This window comes from Corynebacterium felinum (assembly GCF_030408755.1).
Lineage (GTDB): Bacteria > Actinomycetota > Actinomycetes > Mycobacteriales > Mycobacteriaceae > Corynebacterium > Corynebacterium felinum.
This window is the reverse complement of sequence record NZ_CP047209.1, coordinates 1,131,341-1,148,274: the sequence shown is the minus strand read 5'-3', so window position 1 is coordinate 1,148,274 and position 16,934 is coordinate 1,131,341. Positions and strand designations below refer to the sequence as shown.

Sequence of the window (16,934 nt, the reverse complement as noted above, 5' to 3'; positions counted from 1 at the left end):
CGCTTTCCTGCATTTTTTCTTCATGAGCAGCGGTGAGTCGGGTGCAATAACAAGCGAAATAAATCTGCTACCACTGTAGGGTTAAAAGTGTAGATCTGACCATCATTTTCGAGAAAAGAGCGTGCAATGGGGTTTCAGCCTGTCTCACATACTGCTATTGACGATCACGACCGCACTCTTCTAACGCAGTGTCGCCACCATGACCCGCACAGTATTTATGGCTGCCACCCTGACGAGCAGGGCAATTTTGTTGTTCGCACTCGTCAGCTTGGTGCGCACAAAGTTGAGATTCTCGTGGGCACGAAAACACCCAAGGTTGTTGAATGTCAACCAATTGGTGACGATATCTTCGTAGCGGTTATTGATTCCCCCGAGTATCAGCTTCGTGTCACCTGGTCAGAGGAAAACACCGTCGTTGTGGACGATCCGTACCGCTTCCTGCCCACCTTGGGTGAGCTGGATATCCACTTGCTCCGAGAAGGTCGCCATGAACGCTTGTGGGAGGTTTTGGGCTCTCGCGTTCGCACTGTTGATGGGGTGAGCGGCGTGTCTTTCGCGGTGTGGGCTCCGAATGCAGTGGGTGTTGCTGTGATTGGTGATTTCTGCGGATGGAATCCCAATCAGTTCCCTATGCGTTCTATGGGCGAGTCGGGTATTTGGGAGATTTTCATCCCTGGTATCACTGCGGGTGCGGTGTATAAGTACGCCATCCATACTGGCGAAGGCTGGCGTTTGGATAAGGCAGATCCAGTTGCGCGCGCAACGGAGGAGCCGCCTCGGACGGGTTCGGTGGTCACGGAATCTTCCTATGTGTGGAAGGACTCCGAGTGGATGTCGCAGCGTGCCACCATCGATTACATGTCTACCCCGATGAGCGTCTATGAAGTTCACCTAGGTTCGTGGCGCCAGGGCTTGGGTTATCGTGAGCTCGCGACTGAGTTGGTGGCCTATGTGAAGGAGATGGGCTATACCCACGTGGAGTTCATGCCGGTGGCGGAGCATCCTTTTGGCGGCTCGTGGGGTTATCAGGTGTCCGGTTATTATGCGCCGACGGCGCGTTGGGGTACCCCAGATGAGTTGAAGTTGTTGATTGATGCGTTCCACGCTGAGGGCATTGGTGTGATTATGGACTGGGTTCCTGCACACTTCCCGAAGGATGATTTCGCTTTGGGCCGTTTCGATGGTCAGCCGTTGTATGAGCACCCTGATTGGCGCCGCGGTGAGCAGCAGGATTGGGGCACCTACGTTTTCAATTTCGGGCGCAACGAAGTCCGCAACTTCCTTGTCGCCAATGCTTTGTATTGGCTGGAGGAGTTCCACATTGATGGTTTGCGTGTCGACGCCGTGGCATCGATGCTGTATCTCGACTACTCGCGCAAGGAAGGTGAATGGTTGCCAAACGAGTTTGGCGGTCGTGAAAATCTTGAGGCTGTGCAGTTCTTACAGGAGATGAACGCAACAGTTCATAAGAATCATGCAGGTGTGTTGACCATCGCTGAGGAGTCTACTTCGTGGCCGGGTGTGACTACGCCTACTGATTTCAATGGTTTGGGCTTCAATTTGAAGTGGAATATGGGCTGGATGAACGATACTCTGGTTTACTTCAAGCTCGACCCGATTCATCGTTCGTGGCATCATAACGACATTACTTTCTCTTTGGTGTACGCATTCTCTGAGAACTATTGTTTGCCGTTTAGCCATGATGAAGTTGTGCATGGTAAGGGCTCATTGTGGGCTCGCATGCCCGGTGATGCGTGGAATAAGGCTGCGGGGTTACGTACCTTATTTGCTTATATGTACGCTCACCCTGGTAAGAAGCTTCTTTTCCAGGGCCAGGAATTTGGCCAGGTGTTGGAGTGGAGTGAGGCTCGTTCGTTGAGCTGGGATGACATGGTTGGCTGGGAAGGCGAATACCATGAGACTTTGCAGCAGTTATCGAAAGATCTGAATCGTCTGTATTCCACTTCCCCAGCGTTGCATACGCAGGATCACTCCCCTGCTGGTTTTAGTTGGGTGAAGTCTGACGATGCGGCGAACAATATTCTCGCTTTTGTCCGCTATGGTCTTGATGGCGAGAAGATGTTGTGCGTGTTTAACTTTGGTGGAACCTCGATTGACAACTACAAGTTTGGTGTTCCTGAGTCCGGTAACTGGCAGTGTGTGTTGAACACGGATGCTGGTGTGTATGTGGGTACGAATGCGATTCTGGAGCAAAATGTTGCTGCATGGGATACCGGTTGGGATGGATACGATCATTCGATCACTGTGAACATTCCGGCGATGAGTGCCCAGTACTATCGATGGACTGAGCTATAACCAAAGAAACCCCAACTATAGTGACTAGTTGGGGTTTCTTTTATGTTAGTTCTTAGGAATTGCCTTTCCGCCTGGTGCTACGCCTTGCACGTTCTGCTCTTCTTGCTTCGGTGCAGGTTTTGCCCCTGGAATAAGGTTTCCAAAGTGTGGCAGCTTGAACACGTTAGCCAACAGCCCGATGATGCCGGCGAGTGCTGGTACGAGAAGCAGCAACCACAACCACTTATTATCGGATGACGAGGAGGACCCTGGGTTTCCTGGCAGCACTGGGGTCTCGTTTGCGGTGTTGGTCAAGGTCACCTTCACGTTGTTTTCGCTACGGATGGTCACCTCAGCACGCTTGCCGTTGTCGAGAATCTTGACTTTGCTGGTGTCTTCACCGTCAGCTGCTGCGAACTTCGGGGTTCCGAAAGTAACGCCATCAACGGTCGGAAGGTTGATCTCTTCCAAAGTCACCACGGTGTCGCGTGGCAGAGTGATCGAACCAGCCTTAGTGTCACCCAGTGGGATTGTGAGTTCTTCAGTCTTGGATTCGCCACCGAGAGTATACGAAGCCTTCACGGTGAAGTTTGCATCCTTCAGCTTCTTGCGAATCTCTTCGGTTCCGTTGAAGTCCTTGGTTACTTCGAAGGAGCCGCGCTTCACACCCTCAATAGTGCCGTCGACACGCTGCTCACGCCACACGCGGGATTCGTAATCTTTGCCAATACTCAGGCGAATGTGGTTCGAGGTGATCTTGGTGTTCATGTCGCCTGCTGGAGCAATGTTTCCATCGGCGGTTTCCGACTGGTAGTACATGCGGTAGAACTTATCGGCACGCCATCCGCCCGCTGGTGGGACCAGCTTGAAGGTGAGAGTGCGACCGTCGGCAGAAATTGTCTCATCAGTGAAGACATTCTCTACGTATTCATCGTTGTCGAGGTTGCAATAACCAGGAAGCTGACCGTTAGGGTTGCAGTCCGACGCACGCATACGCAGGGTACCTGGCTTGAATTTGTGTGGAACTTCACCGGTAAGCTGGTCGGTTACTTCAATTGGCCCGGTTTGTCCATGCAAATCCTGACCTGGCAGATTGATGTTCCATTGTGCGGTTTTACCATCCCAGGTGTACCAACCGAACTTCTGGAAATTCAGTGCTTGATTGCGATCCTGTGGCCCCACACCAGTCCCGCCTGGCAAGGTTGGTTGAAGCTTGATCTTACGATCGCCTTCCACAACAACATCAACCTTATTATCATCCAATTCGGAATCAACTTGCAGTGCACTGCCTAGGGTTCCATGGACATCGTCGTGGTTCTCGAAAGTCTTGTCAAAGGTGCACAAAATATAATGTGCGGTTGCTTCGTCCACAGGCACTGTATCGCTGTGAACCTCACAGGTGCCACCATTAACTCCGTTTGCACCCTTCAATGGGAACGTGTCGTTGTTGTACATCCGGAAGAAGGGTGGATACGAGACTTTGAACTTCTGTCCTGCTTTCACACCTTCTGGGGCACTCCATTTGACGTCAAAAGTGGCAATCCCCCATTGGCGCAACGGCTGATCGCCTTCAGGATTGGTGACCTTAACGCTATCAATGTTGATTTTTGCACCATCCGGCAATTGTGCAGATGCTTGAGGCACCGCAAAAGAACCGAAGGCAACAGCACACACTACAAGGGGTGTAAAAATACTGCGCTTCATAATCCCTTCCCAAGGTAGAAATCACATACTTCAACTATCAATCAACTACGTAGACTAATACCTCGAAAAAAGTTGTTGATTTGCACTTATTGTTTTTTACCCCCATAACGTACAAAACAGAAAAAACGTCTTATATGAAACACTATATAATCTAAGGTTTCTTAATTTTCAACCTGCATTTATAAGAAGGTAAGTTGCCATAAGATAGCTTCATAATTTTTTCCCTTGAGTTTGACTCACAGCCCCAGAATTACCCCCATTCGCAGGCGGGAGGAATCAGTGAAGCTTCAAGCAACGCCCAGAGCAGGTATATAGGGACTATTTCTTCTTTATTTGTGCATAATCTGGGTAACCTGACCATACAGGTGAGACCGGCTCAACGGTATCACCATAGGCGGTGCGGGCAGTACGAACAAATACCGGAATGGCAGGTAAGTCCTCCGCAAGGCGCTGTTGAGCTAACTTGAGATAGCCTGGATCCGATGAACGAATCGCTTTATCCACCATGTCATCAACATACGCACTGGAATATCCCGTGTCATTTCCCCACCCTTGAGTGCTGTAATTCATGGCAATGAAATTGCTCATCGAGGGCGTGTTAAAAGTCCACCCTGTAACATATGCCCCGTACATGGTTTTTTCATGATAATGGTACCGGTATGTGGCAAAATCTGGCCATGGCGCGGCTACTGCCTCAATGCCTAGGGTGGAGTTGAGCTGTTTCACGGCTGCCTCAACCCAGCCTTTTGCATCCGAATCCCAGGAGTAATTAATAGGGAAAGCACCAGTAAACTTTCCGTAGGTCGCATCGGCTTGGTTCCACAAGGCTTGCGCCTGTTGGGCATTGTGGCTCAGAATTCCTGGTTTCGAAACCTGATAGCCGGGCATTGATGGCGAGCCGAAGCCAGTGGCTGGCACCGCAGCATTCTTCAGGGCAAAGGTGCTCAGCGCCTTTCGGTCGAGCGCGAGGGAGAGTGCTTGGCGGCGCAGTTTACCTTCCTCCCCTGACATGTGTGGCATATCGGCGCGGATGGAAAGTTCAATGAAGCCAGCAGCAGGCGAGACTTCAACTGTTGGTAGATCTTTGACGAGTTTGACTGGAATATCGTCGAATACATCGATCTGACCATTATTCAGCGCATCGCGTGCGAACTCTGCCCGCGGGAAGAACGTGAAGTGAAGACCCGTGTTACGCAGTTCCTGTTGCCGTGCAGGATTAGCTTTCAATTTCAGGTTTTTCGTCCGATTGTATCCTTCAACGATATAGCGACCGTTCGCTTGAGGTGCTCGGGCAAATTCCTCCATGTCACGAAAAGCACTGTCGGGAAGTGGCATGAAAGGCGCCAAGCCTAAGTTTTGAGGGAATAGACGATCGGGTTTCTTCAGATCAATCTGGATTGTGTAGTCATCGATCTTACGAAGCCCGCGTAAGCTCTGAGCGCCTTCTTCAAATCCGTCGATAGCGTGAAAAGCTTGGGCGTTTTCTTGACGCTCGCGCACAACATAGTTCCATGCGTCAATGAAGTTGTGTGCTTTGATCTCACTGCCGTCGAAAAATCGTTGGTTCTTCTTCAGTGTGATGACATAGCGCCGGTCACCTTCGAAGCTAATCTTCTCAGCGACCGCATTTTTCACAGTCCCGTTAGCAGCGTATTCAACTAAACCGGTGTAGAGAAGTGATGCGTATGGTCCACGGGTCAGCTCACCGGGCAGAAGTTTTGATGCCGGTGGTTGCGCACCCACAGTGATGATGTGTGGGTCAGTAGTGGGGCTTGATGCACAGCCTGCTACAACACTAGCTGTAAGCAGAAGGGCAAGAATACGCATGTGAAATGTCCTCATTGTCGATGCTGCATGGGGAAGGAAAGAAACACGAGTGTGTTTTAATACAGTGCCGAAGCCATTTTGCTGCGGGCTTCGACAACGATGGGATCTGTGGGGTCAAAGAGCGCAAAAAGTTCCACGAGTCGCCTCCGGACTGTTTCTTTGTCGAGAGCGAGCACGTTAATGAGTCGATCGAAGGCTGCTGTAGGTGCCCCTGCTGCAATTTCAGCGTCAGCTGCGGCAAATTGTGCGTCGATATCTGTCGGGTTTGCTGCTGCATTGGCAATGGGATCTACGTCTGATTCTGCTTGCTGTAGGCGATGGAGAAGTCGCGCATTATCGCGTGCTTGGGCAGCCATGAGGTTTTTGGGTTCTTGGGCCAAAATTTCTTCATAGACGTCAATGGCTGCTTGGAAGTCTCCCCTATTCAAGGCGTCGGTTGCGGGCGCAAAACGAGGGTCTTCGGGTTGTTCTTCTTTTGCGCCGAGAAGCTGGTCGCCTACTGCGTTAATGACTGCTTCGCTCCACTGTTGGAGGGCTTCGAGTGGCTGTCCACCTTCAAAGTTGGCGATCGGTTGCCCCGATGCGAGTGCGACTACTGTGGGTAAGCCTTGAATGCCGAACATGCGTGCCACGTCGGGTGTTTCGTCGGCGTTGATATAAGCGAAGACGAAGCGTCGCTGGGCTTTATGCGCAAGCTGTTCGAAGTCAGCTTTGAGTTGCTCTGAATCGGGGCTGCGTGGGGTTCCGATGAGCACGATGACGGGGACTTGTGCGGATCGTTTGATGAGTTCTTCTTCCACATTGTCCATGGTCAGTGTCACGGTTGTGGGAATAGAAGAGGTGTTGGCAGCGGTGCGGCGTAGTTCGGCTTGTGCTTTTACTTCGCCGAGGTCGATGGCACCGGCGAGAAATCGGTGAGGGGTAGTCATAATAGGGTGTGATTCTGCGCTTTCCTAAAGTGTGGGGGTGGTGAGGTGGCGTTCGAGAGATTCGATTTTGCCTGTCAGTTGCCCGGTGTAGCCTGGGCGGATGTCCGCTTTGAGTACAAGTCCGACGCGAGGTGATACTGCAAGCACTGCTTCTGTTGCTTGCTTGACGACGCCCATGACCTCGTCCCATTCCCCTTCGATGAGCGTGAACATGGCGTTGGTTTCATTGGGTAGGCCTGATTCTCGCACGACTTTGACGGCAGCGGCCACCGCTTCACTCATTTCCGCTTGGGCGTTGGGAACTTCGGTGGGGGCTACAGAAAAGGCAACAATCATGGCAATATTCTACATTCTTTCTAGTAACTTCCCCGTTTGCGTGTGACGCCGTGTATCTCAAACATGAATCGGTTGCTGGGACAAATCTCACATGCAGGGGTAGCAGGCGAAGCAGGACACTAAAATAACAAGGTATGAGTCCAGATTTTCACGCAATTGATATTCCCCACGAGCTCGTTGTCTGCCTTGACCACGTAGGCATCGCGGTTGCTGATCTTGATGCAGCTGTTGAGTTTTACCGCAGTGCTTTTGGTTGGGTCAATCACCATCAGGAAACCAATGAAGAACAGGGTGTTGTTGAAGCCATGGTTGGCCCGAAGGGTCTGAAAGAGACCGACGGCATGATTCAGCTTTTGGCTCCACTGAATGAGGAGTCCACCATTGCGAAGTTCATTGACAAGAAGGGGCCAGGGCTGCAGCAGATGTGCCTGCGCACCACCGATATTGAGGCATTGTCTGAGCACTTGCGTCAGCAGGGTGTTCGTCTGCTGTACCCAGAACCAAAGAAGGGCACCGGTGGGGCAAAGATTAATTTCGTACACCCTAAGGATGCCGGTGGTGTGTTGCTTGAGCTTACTGAGCCTGTCTCTAGCGAATAAGGTTTCGTTCAGTCCCCTCACCGTGTGAGGGGACTATCGGCGTTCCCAACAGGGCTTATGCCAGTGGCGTCGATCGTCGCCACGACCTTCTGGCCACGCAACAACATGGGTGATTCCTGGGGGAATGTTTTGGTTGCAGCCAGGGCAAATATAGAATTTTTTTGCGGTGTTACTGCCCATAATCCGCATGTGGTATTGCTCCCCGTTAGTCCACCGTGGACCGTCGACTAGCCGCGTGCCGAAAATGACTGCACCGTGTGCGGGAAGTTCGCGTGCTGGGGTGATGTTTGTTCTGCGATTTTTACGGCCCATGGTTACTTAGAACAGTCGGAGTTCAGTGGATTCAATTCCGCGCAGAGTGTCGTAGTCAAGAGTGACGCAACGAATCCCGCGATCCTCAGCCAACGTACGTGCCTGTGGTTTGATTTCTTGAGCTGCGAAAACACCCATCACAGGGGCCAGCAGTAAGTCGCGGTTAAGCAGATCAAGGTAGCGGCTAAGCTGTTCCACGCCGTCGATACCGCCACGGCGTTTGACTTCCACAGCCACGGTTGTGCCATCAGCATCGTTGCACAGAATATCCACCGGACCAATAGGTGTCGGATACTCACGACGGACTAACGAATAACCCTCCCCCAGCGTTTCAATATGCTCAGCTAAAAGCTCCTGTAGGTGCGCCTCCACGCCGTCTTTAACCAATCCGGGGTCCACGCCAAGTTCGTAAGAAAGATCGGAATGGATAGCTTCGAGGGTAATACGCAGCTGTTCCCCTTTTTTGTTTTCCACCACCCAATAGGCGGCGATGTCGGCTGCGTCTTCCGTTGCGCCTTCAGGCTTGTCTAGCTCAGTTAACGTGCACGGCGGGGTCATCCAGTTCAGCGGTTTATATGCGCGGTCGTCCGCATGGATCGAAACGGAACCATCAGCTTTGACCATCAGCAGACGATCAGCAGAGGGAAGATGGGCCTCAAGGCGTCCCACATAATCAACAGAGCAACGAGCAATAACTAGGCGCATGAATAATTACCCTAGTCGAAAAGCTCAGATTAGTGCTTATTTCGCATCCGACGGCGTAGTTCGCGTGGGCTCATCTTGTCGGTGCGTGCATCGGGTGCAGACTCGATCCACGCAACAAAAGCCATCCGCCCGTGCGCTGACATTTGTGCTTCATAAGCCACGGCGTCGTGAGTGAATTCAAAAATAGGTTCATTAAACGGCAAAAACGACGCCTCTTCTCGTGTGGCTTCACGTTGACCTGTCAGTTCAACGGAAAAACGATTAAAGACGCCGTCTGGGAATGGGCTTAAGGATCGAAGCTGATAGAATTTCAACTCTTTACCTTCATATCGTACGAGACCATGTCGCCAGCCATGATTACCGGTAGCAGGAAGTCGGCGAATAATAGCGGAAGTACCCGAGGAGCGCAGGGTGAAAAAACGCCACGCCGCTAGTGCTCCAGCCGCGAAGAAGACAAGCAAAAGTAGCCACATCAAAATTTGGGGAATGATAGACGACATGATGATCTCTTTCGTCGAAAGTGGAAGTACACATCGGGGCGCCGACTCAACAGCACGGATTGATAAAAGATTCTACGACGAAGTCCCCCCAAAAGAAACTTTGGGGGGACTTCAAAGGTTTGAGGGAGCAGTACGTCCAGTATAAATACTAGGACTCTGCGCTACGGCGTACTGCCTTCAGCTCGGCCTCAGCACGTGCCTTGGTAAGGGAATCACTATCGCCCAGCGCAGCCTCGGCGCGAGAGGTATCAACCTCATCAGCCCAAATTGCGTAATCGGCGAGAATGGTCACCTTATCCTTAGATACGGAGAGGAAACCACCCTGAACCGCAGCAACAAGCTTGTTGCCTTCGGTCGGACGGATGGTCACGACACCATTCTCGACCAGTTGGCCGAGCATGGGTTCGTGGCCGGGCAGCACGCCGATCTCACCTTCAGTGGTCTGCGCGGTAACGATGCTCGCGGTACCTTTCCACAGCATGCGCTCCACGGAAACCAGTTCTACGGTGACATCAGCCATGTGCTTTGCCTCCCTCTTACTTCGCGGTGAGCTTCTTGTATGCAGCCTCGACGTCGTCCAAGCCACCCAAGCCGTTGAAGGCCTGCTCTGGGTAGTGGTCGAAGTCGCCGTTGCAGATGCGCTCGAAGGCGTCGATCGTGTGGGACAGTGGCACGTAAGAACCTGGGATACCAGTGAACTTCTCTGCGACGAAGAAGTTCTGGCCCAAGAAGCGCTCGAGGCGGCGTGCGCGCTGAACGGTGATCTTGTCCTCTTCAGACAGCTCGTCCATACCGAGGATGGCGATGATGTCCTGGAGTTCCTTGTTCTTCTGCAGAATGTTGATCACGCGCTGCGCAACTGCGTAGTGGCGCTCACCAACGATGCTTGGCTCAAGGATACGAGAGGTCGAGGTCAGTGGGTTCACTGCAGGGTAGATACCCTTCGAAGCGATACCACGGTCGAGCTCGGTGGTTGCATCCAAGTGAGCGAAGGTGGTTGCAGGGGCTGGGTCGGTGTAGTCGTCAGCAGGCACGTAAACGGCCTGAAGAGAGGTAATCGACTTACCCTTGGTGGAGGTAATGCGCTCCTGCAGGATACCCATTTCGTCAGCCAAGGTTGGCTGGTAGCCCACGGCGGAAGGCATACGACCCAGAAGGGTCGAAACCTCAGAACCAGCCTGGGTAAAACGGAAGATGTTGTCGATGAACAAAAGCACGTCCTGGTGCTGAACATCGCGGAAGTACTCCGCCATGGTCAGGCCGGACAGCGCCACGCGCATACGGACTCCTGGAGGCTCATCCATCTGACCGAACACCAAAGCGGTGTCCTGCAGAACGCCCATCTCTTCCATTTCCAGGAAGAGGTCGGTGCCCTCACGGGTACGCTCACCAACACCTGCGAAGACGGAGGTACCGGAGAACTCGCGTGCGATACGAGTAATCATCTCCTGGATAAGAACGGTCTTACCCACACCTGCGCCACCGAACAGACCAATCTTGCCGCCCTTAACGTAAGGGGTCAAAAGGTCAATAACCTTGATGCCGGTTTCGAGGATTTCGGTCTTACCTTCGAGCTGGTCGAATGGCGGTGGATCGCGGTGGATACCCCACTGCTCACCGTCGCGGCCGAGGCCTGGCTCGTCAAGGCAGTCGCCCAGTGCGTTGAAGACGTGGCCCTTGACGACGTCACCAACAGGCACCGAGATTGGCTTGCCGGAGTCTACGACGGCTGCACCACGGACGAGGCCGTCGGTAGGAGCCATAGAAATGGTACGAACGAGGTTGTCACCCAAGTGCTGGGCAACCTCAAGCGTAATGGTCTTGGCGACTGCTTCGAGGGTGACCTCGACAGTCAGCGCGTTGTACAGTGCCGGTAGCTCGCCACGCGGGAATTCCACGTCGACGACCGGACCGATGACGCGCACGACGCGGCCGGCGGTTGCCGCCTGCTGCGTGTTCTGCTCTGTAAGAGCTGTGGTCATAATCTAGTCACTTTCTCCGCTTTCGGCGAGCGCGCCAGCGCCACCGACGATCTCTGTGATTTCCTGAGTGATCTGAGCCTGACGAGCCTGGTTTGCGATACGGGAAAGATCCTTGACCAACGCGGTAGCGTTATCGGTTGCGGACTTCATCGCATTGCGACGGGATGCCGACTCGGAAGCAGACGCTTCCAAGAACATGGCATACAGGCTACGGGACACATACTGAGGCAATAAAGCCTCAAGCAAAGTGTCGGCGTCAGGTTCGAATTCGTAATCTGGTTCTGGCTGGCCAGCGTCGTCCAGAATACCCTCGCCGTGTGGGATCTCCTCAGTGACAATCACTGGCTCGATCGGCAGCAGCTGGTGTGCGCGCGCAGTCTGGGTCAGCATGGATTCAAACTCGGTGTACACAACGTGCACAGAGTCGAAGCCTTGAATCTCAGCCCCTTCTTCGCTGTTTAGACCCTCACGGTACTTAGCGGTGCCCTCAGAACCGGCCAAGAAGCCGTCAACGAGGTGCTGGCGAACATCGTGGGTTGCATCCCAAGAAGGATCTTGGGAGAAGCCAGTCCACGCGCCAGCATAATCGCCGCCACGGAAGTTGTAGTAGCCAACGCCCTTGTTACCGGTGATATAGCGAACGACTTCGTAACCACGGTCTTCAAGAAGCTTCTGCAGTTCGGCAGTCTTCTTGAAGACGTTGTAGTTGTAGCCGCCACACATACCACGGTCGGAGGAAACAACGAGAATAGCGGCACGTTTGCCGTTCTCGCGCTCACGCAGCATCGGGTGGTCGAGGGAGCTAGCTGAGGCCAGACGTTCCATCACGTTGTGGATTTCGGTGGCGTATGGCTGCGAAGCTGCCACCTTAGCCTGAGCCTTCGTGATGCGCGATGTCGCGATCAGCTCCTGGGCCTTGGTGATCTTCTTAGTCGAATTGACCGAACGAATTCGGTTGCGTAGTTCGCGAAGACTTGCCATTGGTTAAACGCCTCCCTTCTTTTCCTTGATGATTGTCATGAAATAAGAGCCTTGCCCTTACTTCTTAACCGTCAGCTGATTCTTCTTGACCTGTTCTGCTGGCAAAGCATCCACCTCAGCTTCGTTGATCACTGGGGTGCCATCGGTGGTCTGGAAACCACGCTTGAATGCTTCAGTCTGTGCAACCAGGGTGTTCTGAGACTCCTCGGACAGCGCAGCGCCACCAGCGATTTGCTCAAACACCTCAGGGGCTGCAGAGTGCAGGTGATCGTGAAGCTCTGCCTCGAAGCGACGGATATCAACGACGGGAACGTTGTCGAAGTGGCCTTCGCCAGCGAGCCAGATGGAAACGATCTGGTGCTCAACAGACTGTGGGGAGTTCTCGGCCTGCTTCAGCAGCTCGACCAGGCGTGCGCCACGGTCCAGCTGAGCCTTGGATGCAGGATCCAGGTCAGAAGCGAAGGTTGCGAATGCTTCCAGGTCACGGTATGCGGCCAGATCCAGACGCAAGGAGCCGGAAACCTTCTTCATACCCTTGGTCTGCGCAGCACCACCCACGCGGGAAACGGAAACACCCACGTTAATAGCTGGGCGAACGCCCTGGTTGAACAGGTCGGACTCCAAGAATACCTGACCGTCGGTGATGGAAATCACGTTGGTAGGGATGAAGGCAGACACGTCGTTAGCCTTGGTTTCAATGATCGGCAGAGCGGTCATCGAACCTGCACCCATGTCGTCGGAAAGCTTTGCAGCACGCTCCAACAGGCGAGAGTGGAGGTAGAAGACGTCACCTGGGTAGGCCTCGCGGCCCGGTGGGCGACGCAGCAGCAGGGAGATAGCACGGTAAGCCTCAGCCTGCTTGGTCAGATCATCGTAAATCACCAAAACGTGGTAGCCCTGGTACATCCAGTGCTGGCCCAAAGCTGCACCAGCGAAAGGTGCCAGCCACTTGAAGCCTGCAGAATCGGATGCAGGAGCTGCAACGATGGTGGTGTACTCCAGTGCGCCGTGCTCTTCCAGAGTCTTACGCACTGCGGCAATGGTCGAGCCCTTCTGACCGATAGCCACGTAGATGCATCGCACCTGCTTGGTCTTATCGCCGGACTCCCAGTTTGCCTTCTGGTTCAAAATGGTGTCGATGCAGACTGCGGTCTTACCGGTCTTACGGTCACCAATGATCAACTGACGCTGACCACGACCGATTGGGGTCATGGCGTCAATAGCCTTGATGCCGGTCTGCATTGGCTCACCAACGGGCTGGCGCTGCAGCACGGAAGGTGCCTGCAGTTCGAGGACGCGGTCCTCTTCAGCCTCGATGGCACCAAGGCCGTCGATGGGCTGACCCAGCGGGTTGATGACGCGGCCGAGGAACTTATCGCCGACCGGGATGGAGAGGACGTCGCCAGTCCTCTTTACTTCATCGCCTTCTTTAAGTGTCTCGTAGTTACCCAGAACCACAACACCAACACGGTCGGTGTCAAGGTTCTGCGCGACGCCGATGACGCCGCCTGGGAACTCGAGGAGCTCATTTGCCATTACAGATGGGAGGCCAGATACCTGGGCAATACCATCAGCGGTGGAAATGACCACGCCGACCTCCTCACGGGAGGCCTCCGCGGAGTAGCTCGAGGTGTAGTTCGCAATCGCGCTACGGATCTCATCGGAGGAGATCGTAAGCTCCGCCATGTTCTTCCTGCTCTCGGTAGTTTCTTCCAGCAATTTCTTCAAAATCTTCTTCGTCGTGTTTTAGACGAGGTTCACGCGCAGACGCTCGAGCTTACCCGAGGTGCTGCCATCGATTACTTCGTCGCCAACGCGGATAATCATGCCACCGAGGAGGCTGGGATCAACCTCAGAGTGGATGCTCATCGCACGACCGTAAATGTGCTCTAGCTTGCTTGCCAGTGCCTGGTTCTGCGAGTCATTCAACGGCGCTGCCGAAACAACGTATGCGACTTCGCGGCCCCACAGGGAGGCGGCGAACTTCGACACAGCGTCGATGTCGTCAATAGCGTTTCGCTCTGGGCGGCCAATGACTTGGAGTGCAAGGGCTTCAGTTACTGCAGTAACCTTGCCGTACAACACCTTCGCCAAAAGATCGCGCTTAGCGGCGCGGTCTGCACTGCGGTCGTCGAGACGCAAAGTCAGCTGGGCTTCCTTATCGAGGATGCGCGACAGGCGGAAGAGTTCATCCTCAACCTGCAACAACTGACCCTGCTTATCAGCAGAGCGCAACAGTGCTTGGCGTCCCAATTGGACCAAACCAGCGCGGAATTCGCGAGGGGTGGACCACACCTGGCGAGCTGCAGTAATCAACAGCTCTAGGGTTGCTTGGGAAACCTTTCCGGCGAACACAGCAGAAACCAGACCAGTGCGCTGCTCTGCCGTCAACGAAGCATCAGCAACAGCGATGCGCAGTGCGCGATCACCGTCGAGCGCATCGACGACGTCGAAAAGCTCAGCGCCAGTCTGAGCGGCAACAGCTACGGCATTGTCTGCCTCTTCGATAACAGTATCGAGATAGGAGGAGACGACTGCCAATGCGTCGCGGCTTGCTGCGTGCATAAAGGGTGCCTACTTTCCTGCCGGGGAGACGGTGTCGAGTTCAGCCAAGAAGCGATCAATGGTGCCGGAACGCTTAACGTCCTCGGACAGCTGCTCACCCATCAGGCGCTCAGCAAGGTTGATAGCATTCTGACCCATCTCGCGGCGAAGCTCAGCAACAACCAGCTCACGCTGTGCTGCCAGCTGCTTCTCACCAGACTCGATGATTCGGTTACTCTCCTCGGTAGCCTTTGCTTTCATATCAGCTTCAATCTGCTTGCCCCTTTGGCGGGCTTCTTCGCGGATTTCTGCTGCTTCGGCACGGGCTTCGGCGAGCTGAGCATTGTACTTCTCAAGAGCGGCCTTGGCTTCAGCCTGTGCGGTTTCCGCGCGCTGAATGCCACCCTTGATCCGGTCCTCACGCTCGGTCAGGACTTCCTGGAACTTCGGGAGAACGAGCTTCCAGAAAAGAAGCCCAACAACAACGAGCACTACGGAAGACCAGAAGATGTCATAGTTCGCTGGGAGCAGAACGCTGTTGGAGGACTCCAAAGGGAGCCCCTCGCCCGCAGCCCAAATATAAGAGGCGTTCGTCATGAATCTCTAGCTTTCGTGTGTCGTTGGGTTATTAGAGGATGAAGCCGGCTGCAAGACCAATCAGAGCCAGGGCCTCAACGAAAGCGATACCCAGGAACATGGTGGTGCGGAGCTGGCCAGCCATCTCAGGCTGACGTGCCATGCCCTCGAGAGCCTTGCCCACGAGGATACCGATGCCCAGACCTGGGCCGATGGTTGCCAGGCCGTAGCCGACGGTAGCGATGGAGCCGGTGATGCCAGCAGCTTCCTGAGCCAGGATGACTTCGTTCATGAGAGTGTCGTTCCCTTTCTAGTTACCCAGCGTGTTGTGTGCTGGGCGTGGAATTGTGATTTTTAAGACTTGCGGTGATCCAGTTGGATGCACTATTTGGGTCAGTGTTCGTCAGCGTGCAGCGACAGTTCGATGTAGACCGCAACCAGCAGAGCGAAGATATACGCCTGAAGGAAGATGACCAACATTTCGAACAAGCTGAACGCAACGCCTGCAACGATCGTGAATGCAGACAGAGCAGTCCAACCATTCAACTGCCAGAAGAAGAAGTTGGTGGCAGAGAAAAGCAGAACCAGAATGATGTGTCCAACCAACATATTTGCCATCAGACGGACAGTCAGAGTGGCAGGGCGCAGGATGAAGGTGGAGAGAATCTCCAGCGGAATAACCAAGATGTGCAGTGGCAGTGGCAGGTTAGGAATAACTACCGAGCTCTTCACATACTTGAAAAAGCCATACTTCTTAGCACCTGCATAGATGAAGGCCAAGTAACCGAATACTGCCAGAACCAGAGGCATACCAATGCGTGCGTTCGGGGAAATATTCAGGAATGGAATGACCGATGGCACATTCATGAACAAAACCACGAAGAAGATGGTGGCCAGAACCGGAAGGAATCGGCGCCCCTCCTTCTTACCGAGGATTTCTTCTGCGATGTGGATTCGGACAAAATCCAGCATGATTTCGCCAACGTTTTGCAGACCCTTAGGAACAAGCTTCGGGTTACGCATAGCAACGAGGAAGAAAATTGCTAGAACCGCTGCCATCAGCAGGCGGACGAACATCAGACGGTCGATTGTGAACCAGCCGTTCGCCACATCGGCGAACCAAATGGCATCCGGGAAAAATTCGTGCTCCAAGGAGGGTGCATGGAATTCACCCTTCATGGACAGTAATGTAACGCTCAGCGTTCTCTCCCGTGTTCGGGCCGCGTGATCTTTAGTGTATGAAAAGACCCGCGGTGCGATGGACGTCTATAAACTCTCTGTGGCCACCATGGACTCCGTCGCACATCAGCATGGCAACCACAGGGGAATTGTGGTGGAATATCGCCACAAGGCACAAATATTCCATATAAACCCAACGATTAGAGTAGCAGCCTGAACCCCAGTTTTCCCACATGTCTCTCCATCCGTTTTACCCCCGCTGGTCAGAATCCCTCATCTGTGCCCCTTAGCTGCATTTACATTGCAATTGTAAGCTCCATCACAACAGTCGACGGGGGTAGTTTTCTTTTGCCCCTTTTGGTCTGACGAGATCAAAGTTGATCAACAATCTTTCAACAGCCCCCGCATTTCGTCACCCCCAATAAATAACCCCTTCCTTGCACCTTGCTTCTCGTGAGATAAACA

17 protein-coding genes are annotated in these 16,934 nt (G+C 53.6%); 2 read left to right on the top strand and 15 right to left on the bottom strand.

What is annotated here, in order from left to right; translation table 11 throughout:
• The first annotated feature begins 126 nt into the window (after positions 1–126).
• A complete protein-coding gene (gene glgB, locus CFELI_RS05025) occupies positions 127–2,316 on the top strand; it encodes a 1,4-alpha-glucan branching protein GlgB (protein WP_277105503.1) in 2,190 nt (729 codons plus the stop codon).
• 45 nt (positions 2,317–2,361) lie between these two features.
• Here glgB and CFELI_RS05020 read toward each other — a convergent pair whose 3' ends face one another.
• The 4 genes from CFELI_RS05020 to CFELI_RS05005 all read right to left on the bottom strand — a co-directional run bounded on the left by CFELI_RS05020 (position 2,362) and on the right by CFELI_RS05005 (position 7,091).
• The gene (locus CFELI_RS05020; RefSeq protein WP_277105504.1) at positions 2,362–3,999 is read right to left on the bottom strand and encodes an Ig-like domain-containing protein; all 1,638 of its coding nucleotides are present in this window, start codon (positions 3,997–3,999) and stop codon (positions 2,362–2,364) included.
• Positions 4,000–4,317: 318 nt separating this feature from the next.
• Positions 4,318–5,826, bottom strand: a complete 1,509-nt coding sequence (locus CFELI_RS05015) for an ABC transporter substrate-binding protein (RefSeq protein WP_277105505.1) — start codon at positions 5,824–5,826, stop codon at positions 4,318–4,320.
• A 56-nt stretch (positions 5,827–5,882) separates the two neighbouring features.
• Positions 5,883–6,755, bottom strand: a complete 873-nt coding sequence (locus CFELI_RS05010; RefSeq protein ID WP_277105506.1) for a tetratricopeptide repeat protein — start codon at positions 6,753–6,755, stop codon at positions 5,883–5,885.
• Positions 6,756–6,779: 24 nt separating this feature from the next.
• A complete protein-coding gene (locus CFELI_RS05005; protein ID WP_277105507.1) occupies positions 6,780–7,091 on the bottom strand; it encodes a thiamine-binding protein in 312 nt (103 codons plus the stop codon).
• A gap of 134 nt (positions 7,092–7,225) precedes the next feature.
• Between CFELI_RS05005 and mce the strand changes: the two genes are divergently transcribed.
• Complete coding sequence (gene mce / locus CFELI_RS05000; protein WP_277105508.1) at positions 7,226–7,690, top strand: methylmalonyl-CoA epimerase; 465 nt, start codon at positions 7,226–7,228, stop codon at positions 7,688–7,690.
• Between the two features lie 33 nt (positions 7,691–7,723).
• Here the strand turns inward: mce and CFELI_RS04995 are convergent, their stop codons facing one another.
• The 11 genes from CFELI_RS04995 to atpB form a co-directional block, all read right to left on the bottom strand.
• Complete coding sequence (locus tag CFELI_RS04995) at positions 7,724–8,002, bottom strand: Rv1322 family protein (protein ID WP_277105509.1); 279 nt, start codon at positions 8,000–8,002, stop codon at positions 7,724–7,726.
• A 6-nt stretch (positions 8,003–8,008) separates the two neighbouring features.
• Positions 8,009–8,707, bottom strand: coding sequence for an endonuclease NucS (nucS, locus tag CFELI_RS04990; RefSeq protein WP_277105510.1), 699 nt, complete (start codon positions 8,705–8,707; stop codon positions 8,009–8,011).
• Between the two features lie 29 nt (positions 8,708–8,736).
• Positions 8,737–9,207 (bottom strand): DUF2550 domain-containing protein, encoded by a 471-nt coding sequence (locus CFELI_RS04985; protein WP_277105511.1) that lies wholly within the window; start codon positions 9,205–9,207, stop codon positions 8,737–8,739.
• A gap of 148 nt (positions 9,208–9,355) precedes the next feature.
• Positions 9,356–9,727: a F0F1 ATP synthase subunit epsilon gene (locus tag CFELI_RS04980; RefSeq protein ID WP_277105512.1), complete on the bottom strand. Its 372-nt coding sequence runs from the start codon at positions 9,725–9,727 to the stop codon at positions 9,356–9,358.
• Between the two features lie 16 nt (positions 9,728–9,743).
• Entirely contained in the window at positions 9,744–11,189 is a 1,446-nt protein-coding gene (atpD, locus tag CFELI_RS04975; protein ID WP_277105513.1) for a F0F1 ATP synthase subunit beta, read from the bottom strand.
• 3 nt (positions 11,190–11,192) lie between these two features.
• On the bottom strand, positions 11,193–12,170 hold the full coding sequence (locus CFELI_RS04970) for a F0F1 ATP synthase subunit gamma (protein WP_277105514.1): 978 nt from the start codon (positions 12,168–12,170) through the stop codon (positions 11,193–11,195).
• Positions 12,171–12,227: 57 nt separating this feature from the next.
• Positions 12,228–13,856: a F0F1 ATP synthase subunit alpha gene (gene atpA, locus CFELI_RS04965; protein WP_277105515.1), complete on the bottom strand. Its 1,629-nt coding sequence runs from the start codon at positions 13,854–13,856 to the stop codon at positions 12,228–12,230.
• 60 nt (positions 13,857–13,916) lie between these two features.
• A complete protein-coding gene (locus CFELI_RS04960; protein ID WP_277105516.1) occupies positions 13,917–14,735 on the bottom strand; it encodes a F0F1 ATP synthase subunit delta in 819 nt (272 codons plus the stop codon).
• 9 nt (positions 14,736–14,744) lie between these two features.
• On the bottom strand, positions 14,745–15,311 hold the full coding sequence (locus CFELI_RS04955; protein WP_277105517.1) for a F0F1 ATP synthase subunit B: 567 nt from the start codon (positions 15,309–15,311) through the stop codon (positions 14,745–14,747).
• Between the two features lie 31 nt (positions 15,312–15,342).
• A complete protein-coding gene (locus CFELI_RS04950) occupies positions 15,343–15,582 on the bottom strand; it encodes an ATP synthase F0 subunit C (protein WP_259286723.1) in 240 nt (79 codons plus the stop codon).
• Positions 15,583–15,683: 101 nt separating this feature from the next.
• Entirely contained in the window at positions 15,684–16,469 is a 786-nt protein-coding gene (gene atpB / locus CFELI_RS04945; RefSeq protein WP_277105518.1) for a F0F1 ATP synthase subunit A, read from the bottom strand.
• Positions 16,470–16,934: the final 465 nt, after the last annotated feature.

Excerpts from the sequence above, each read along its gene's own strand:
- glgB (WP_277105503.1), top strand. The coding sequence starts at position 127 with ATGGGGTTTCAGCCTGTCTCACATACTGCTATTGACGATCACGACCGC.
- CFELI_RS05020 (WP_277105504.1), bottom strand. The coding sequence starts at position 3,999 with ATGAAGCGCAGTATTTTTACACCCCTTGTAGTGTGTGCTGTTGCCTTC.
- CFELI_RS05015 (WP_277105505.1), bottom strand. The coding sequence starts at position 5,826 with ATGCGTATTCTTGCCCTTCTGCTTACAGCTAGTGTTGTAGCAGGCTGT.
- CFELI_RS05010 (WP_277105506.1), bottom strand. The coding sequence starts at position 6,755 with ATGACTACCCCTCACCGATTTCTCGCCGGTGCCATCGACCTCGGCGAA.
- CFELI_RS05005 (WP_277105507.1), bottom strand. The coding sequence starts at position 7,091 with ATGATTGTTGCCTTTTCTGTAGCCCCCACCGAAGTTCCCAACGCCCAA.
- mce (WP_277105508.1), top strand. The coding sequence starts at position 7,226 with ATGAGTCCAGATTTTCACGCAATTGATATTCCCCACGAGCTCGTTGTC.
- CFELI_RS04995 (WP_277105509.1), bottom strand. The coding sequence starts at position 8,002 with ATGGGCCGTAAAAATCGCAGAACAAACATCACCCCAGCACGCGAACTT.
- nucS (WP_277105510.1), bottom strand. The coding sequence starts at position 8,707 with ATGCGCCTAGTTATTGCTCGTTGCTCTGTTGATTATGTGGGACGCCTT.
- CFELI_RS04985 (WP_277105511.1), bottom strand. The coding sequence starts at position 9,207 with ATGTCGTCTATCATTCCCCAAATTTTGATGTGGCTACTTTTGCTTGTC.
- CFELI_RS04980 (WP_277105512.1), bottom strand. The coding sequence starts at position 9,727 with ATGGCTGATGTCACCGTAGAACTGGTTTCCGTGGAGCGCATGCTGTGG.
- atpD (WP_277105513.1), bottom strand. The coding sequence starts at position 11,189 with ATGACCACAGCTCTTACAGAGCAGAACACGCAGCAGGCGGCAACCGCC.
- CFELI_RS04970 (WP_277105514.1), bottom strand. The coding sequence starts at position 12,170 with ATGGCAAGTCTTCGCGAACTACGCAACCGAATTCGTTCGGTCAATTCG.
- atpA (WP_277105515.1), bottom strand. The coding sequence starts at position 13,856 with ATGGCGGAGCTTACGATCTCCTCCGATGAGATCCGTAGCGCGATTGCG.
- CFELI_RS04960 (WP_277105516.1), bottom strand. The coding sequence starts at position 14,735 with ATGCACGCAGCAAGCCGCGACGCATTGGCAGTCGTCTCCTCCTATCTC.
- CFELI_RS04955 (WP_277105517.1), bottom strand. The coding sequence starts at position 15,311 with ATGACGAACGCCTCTTATATTTGGGCTGCGGGCGAGGGGCTCCCTTTG.
- CFELI_RS04950 (WP_259286723.1), bottom strand. The coding sequence starts at position 15,582 with ATGAACGAAGTCATCCTGGCTCAGGAAGCTGCTGGCATCACCGGCTCC.
- atpB (WP_277105518.1), bottom strand. The coding sequence starts at position 16,469 with ATGAAGGGTGAATTCCATGCACCCTCCTTGGAGCACGAATTTTTCCCG.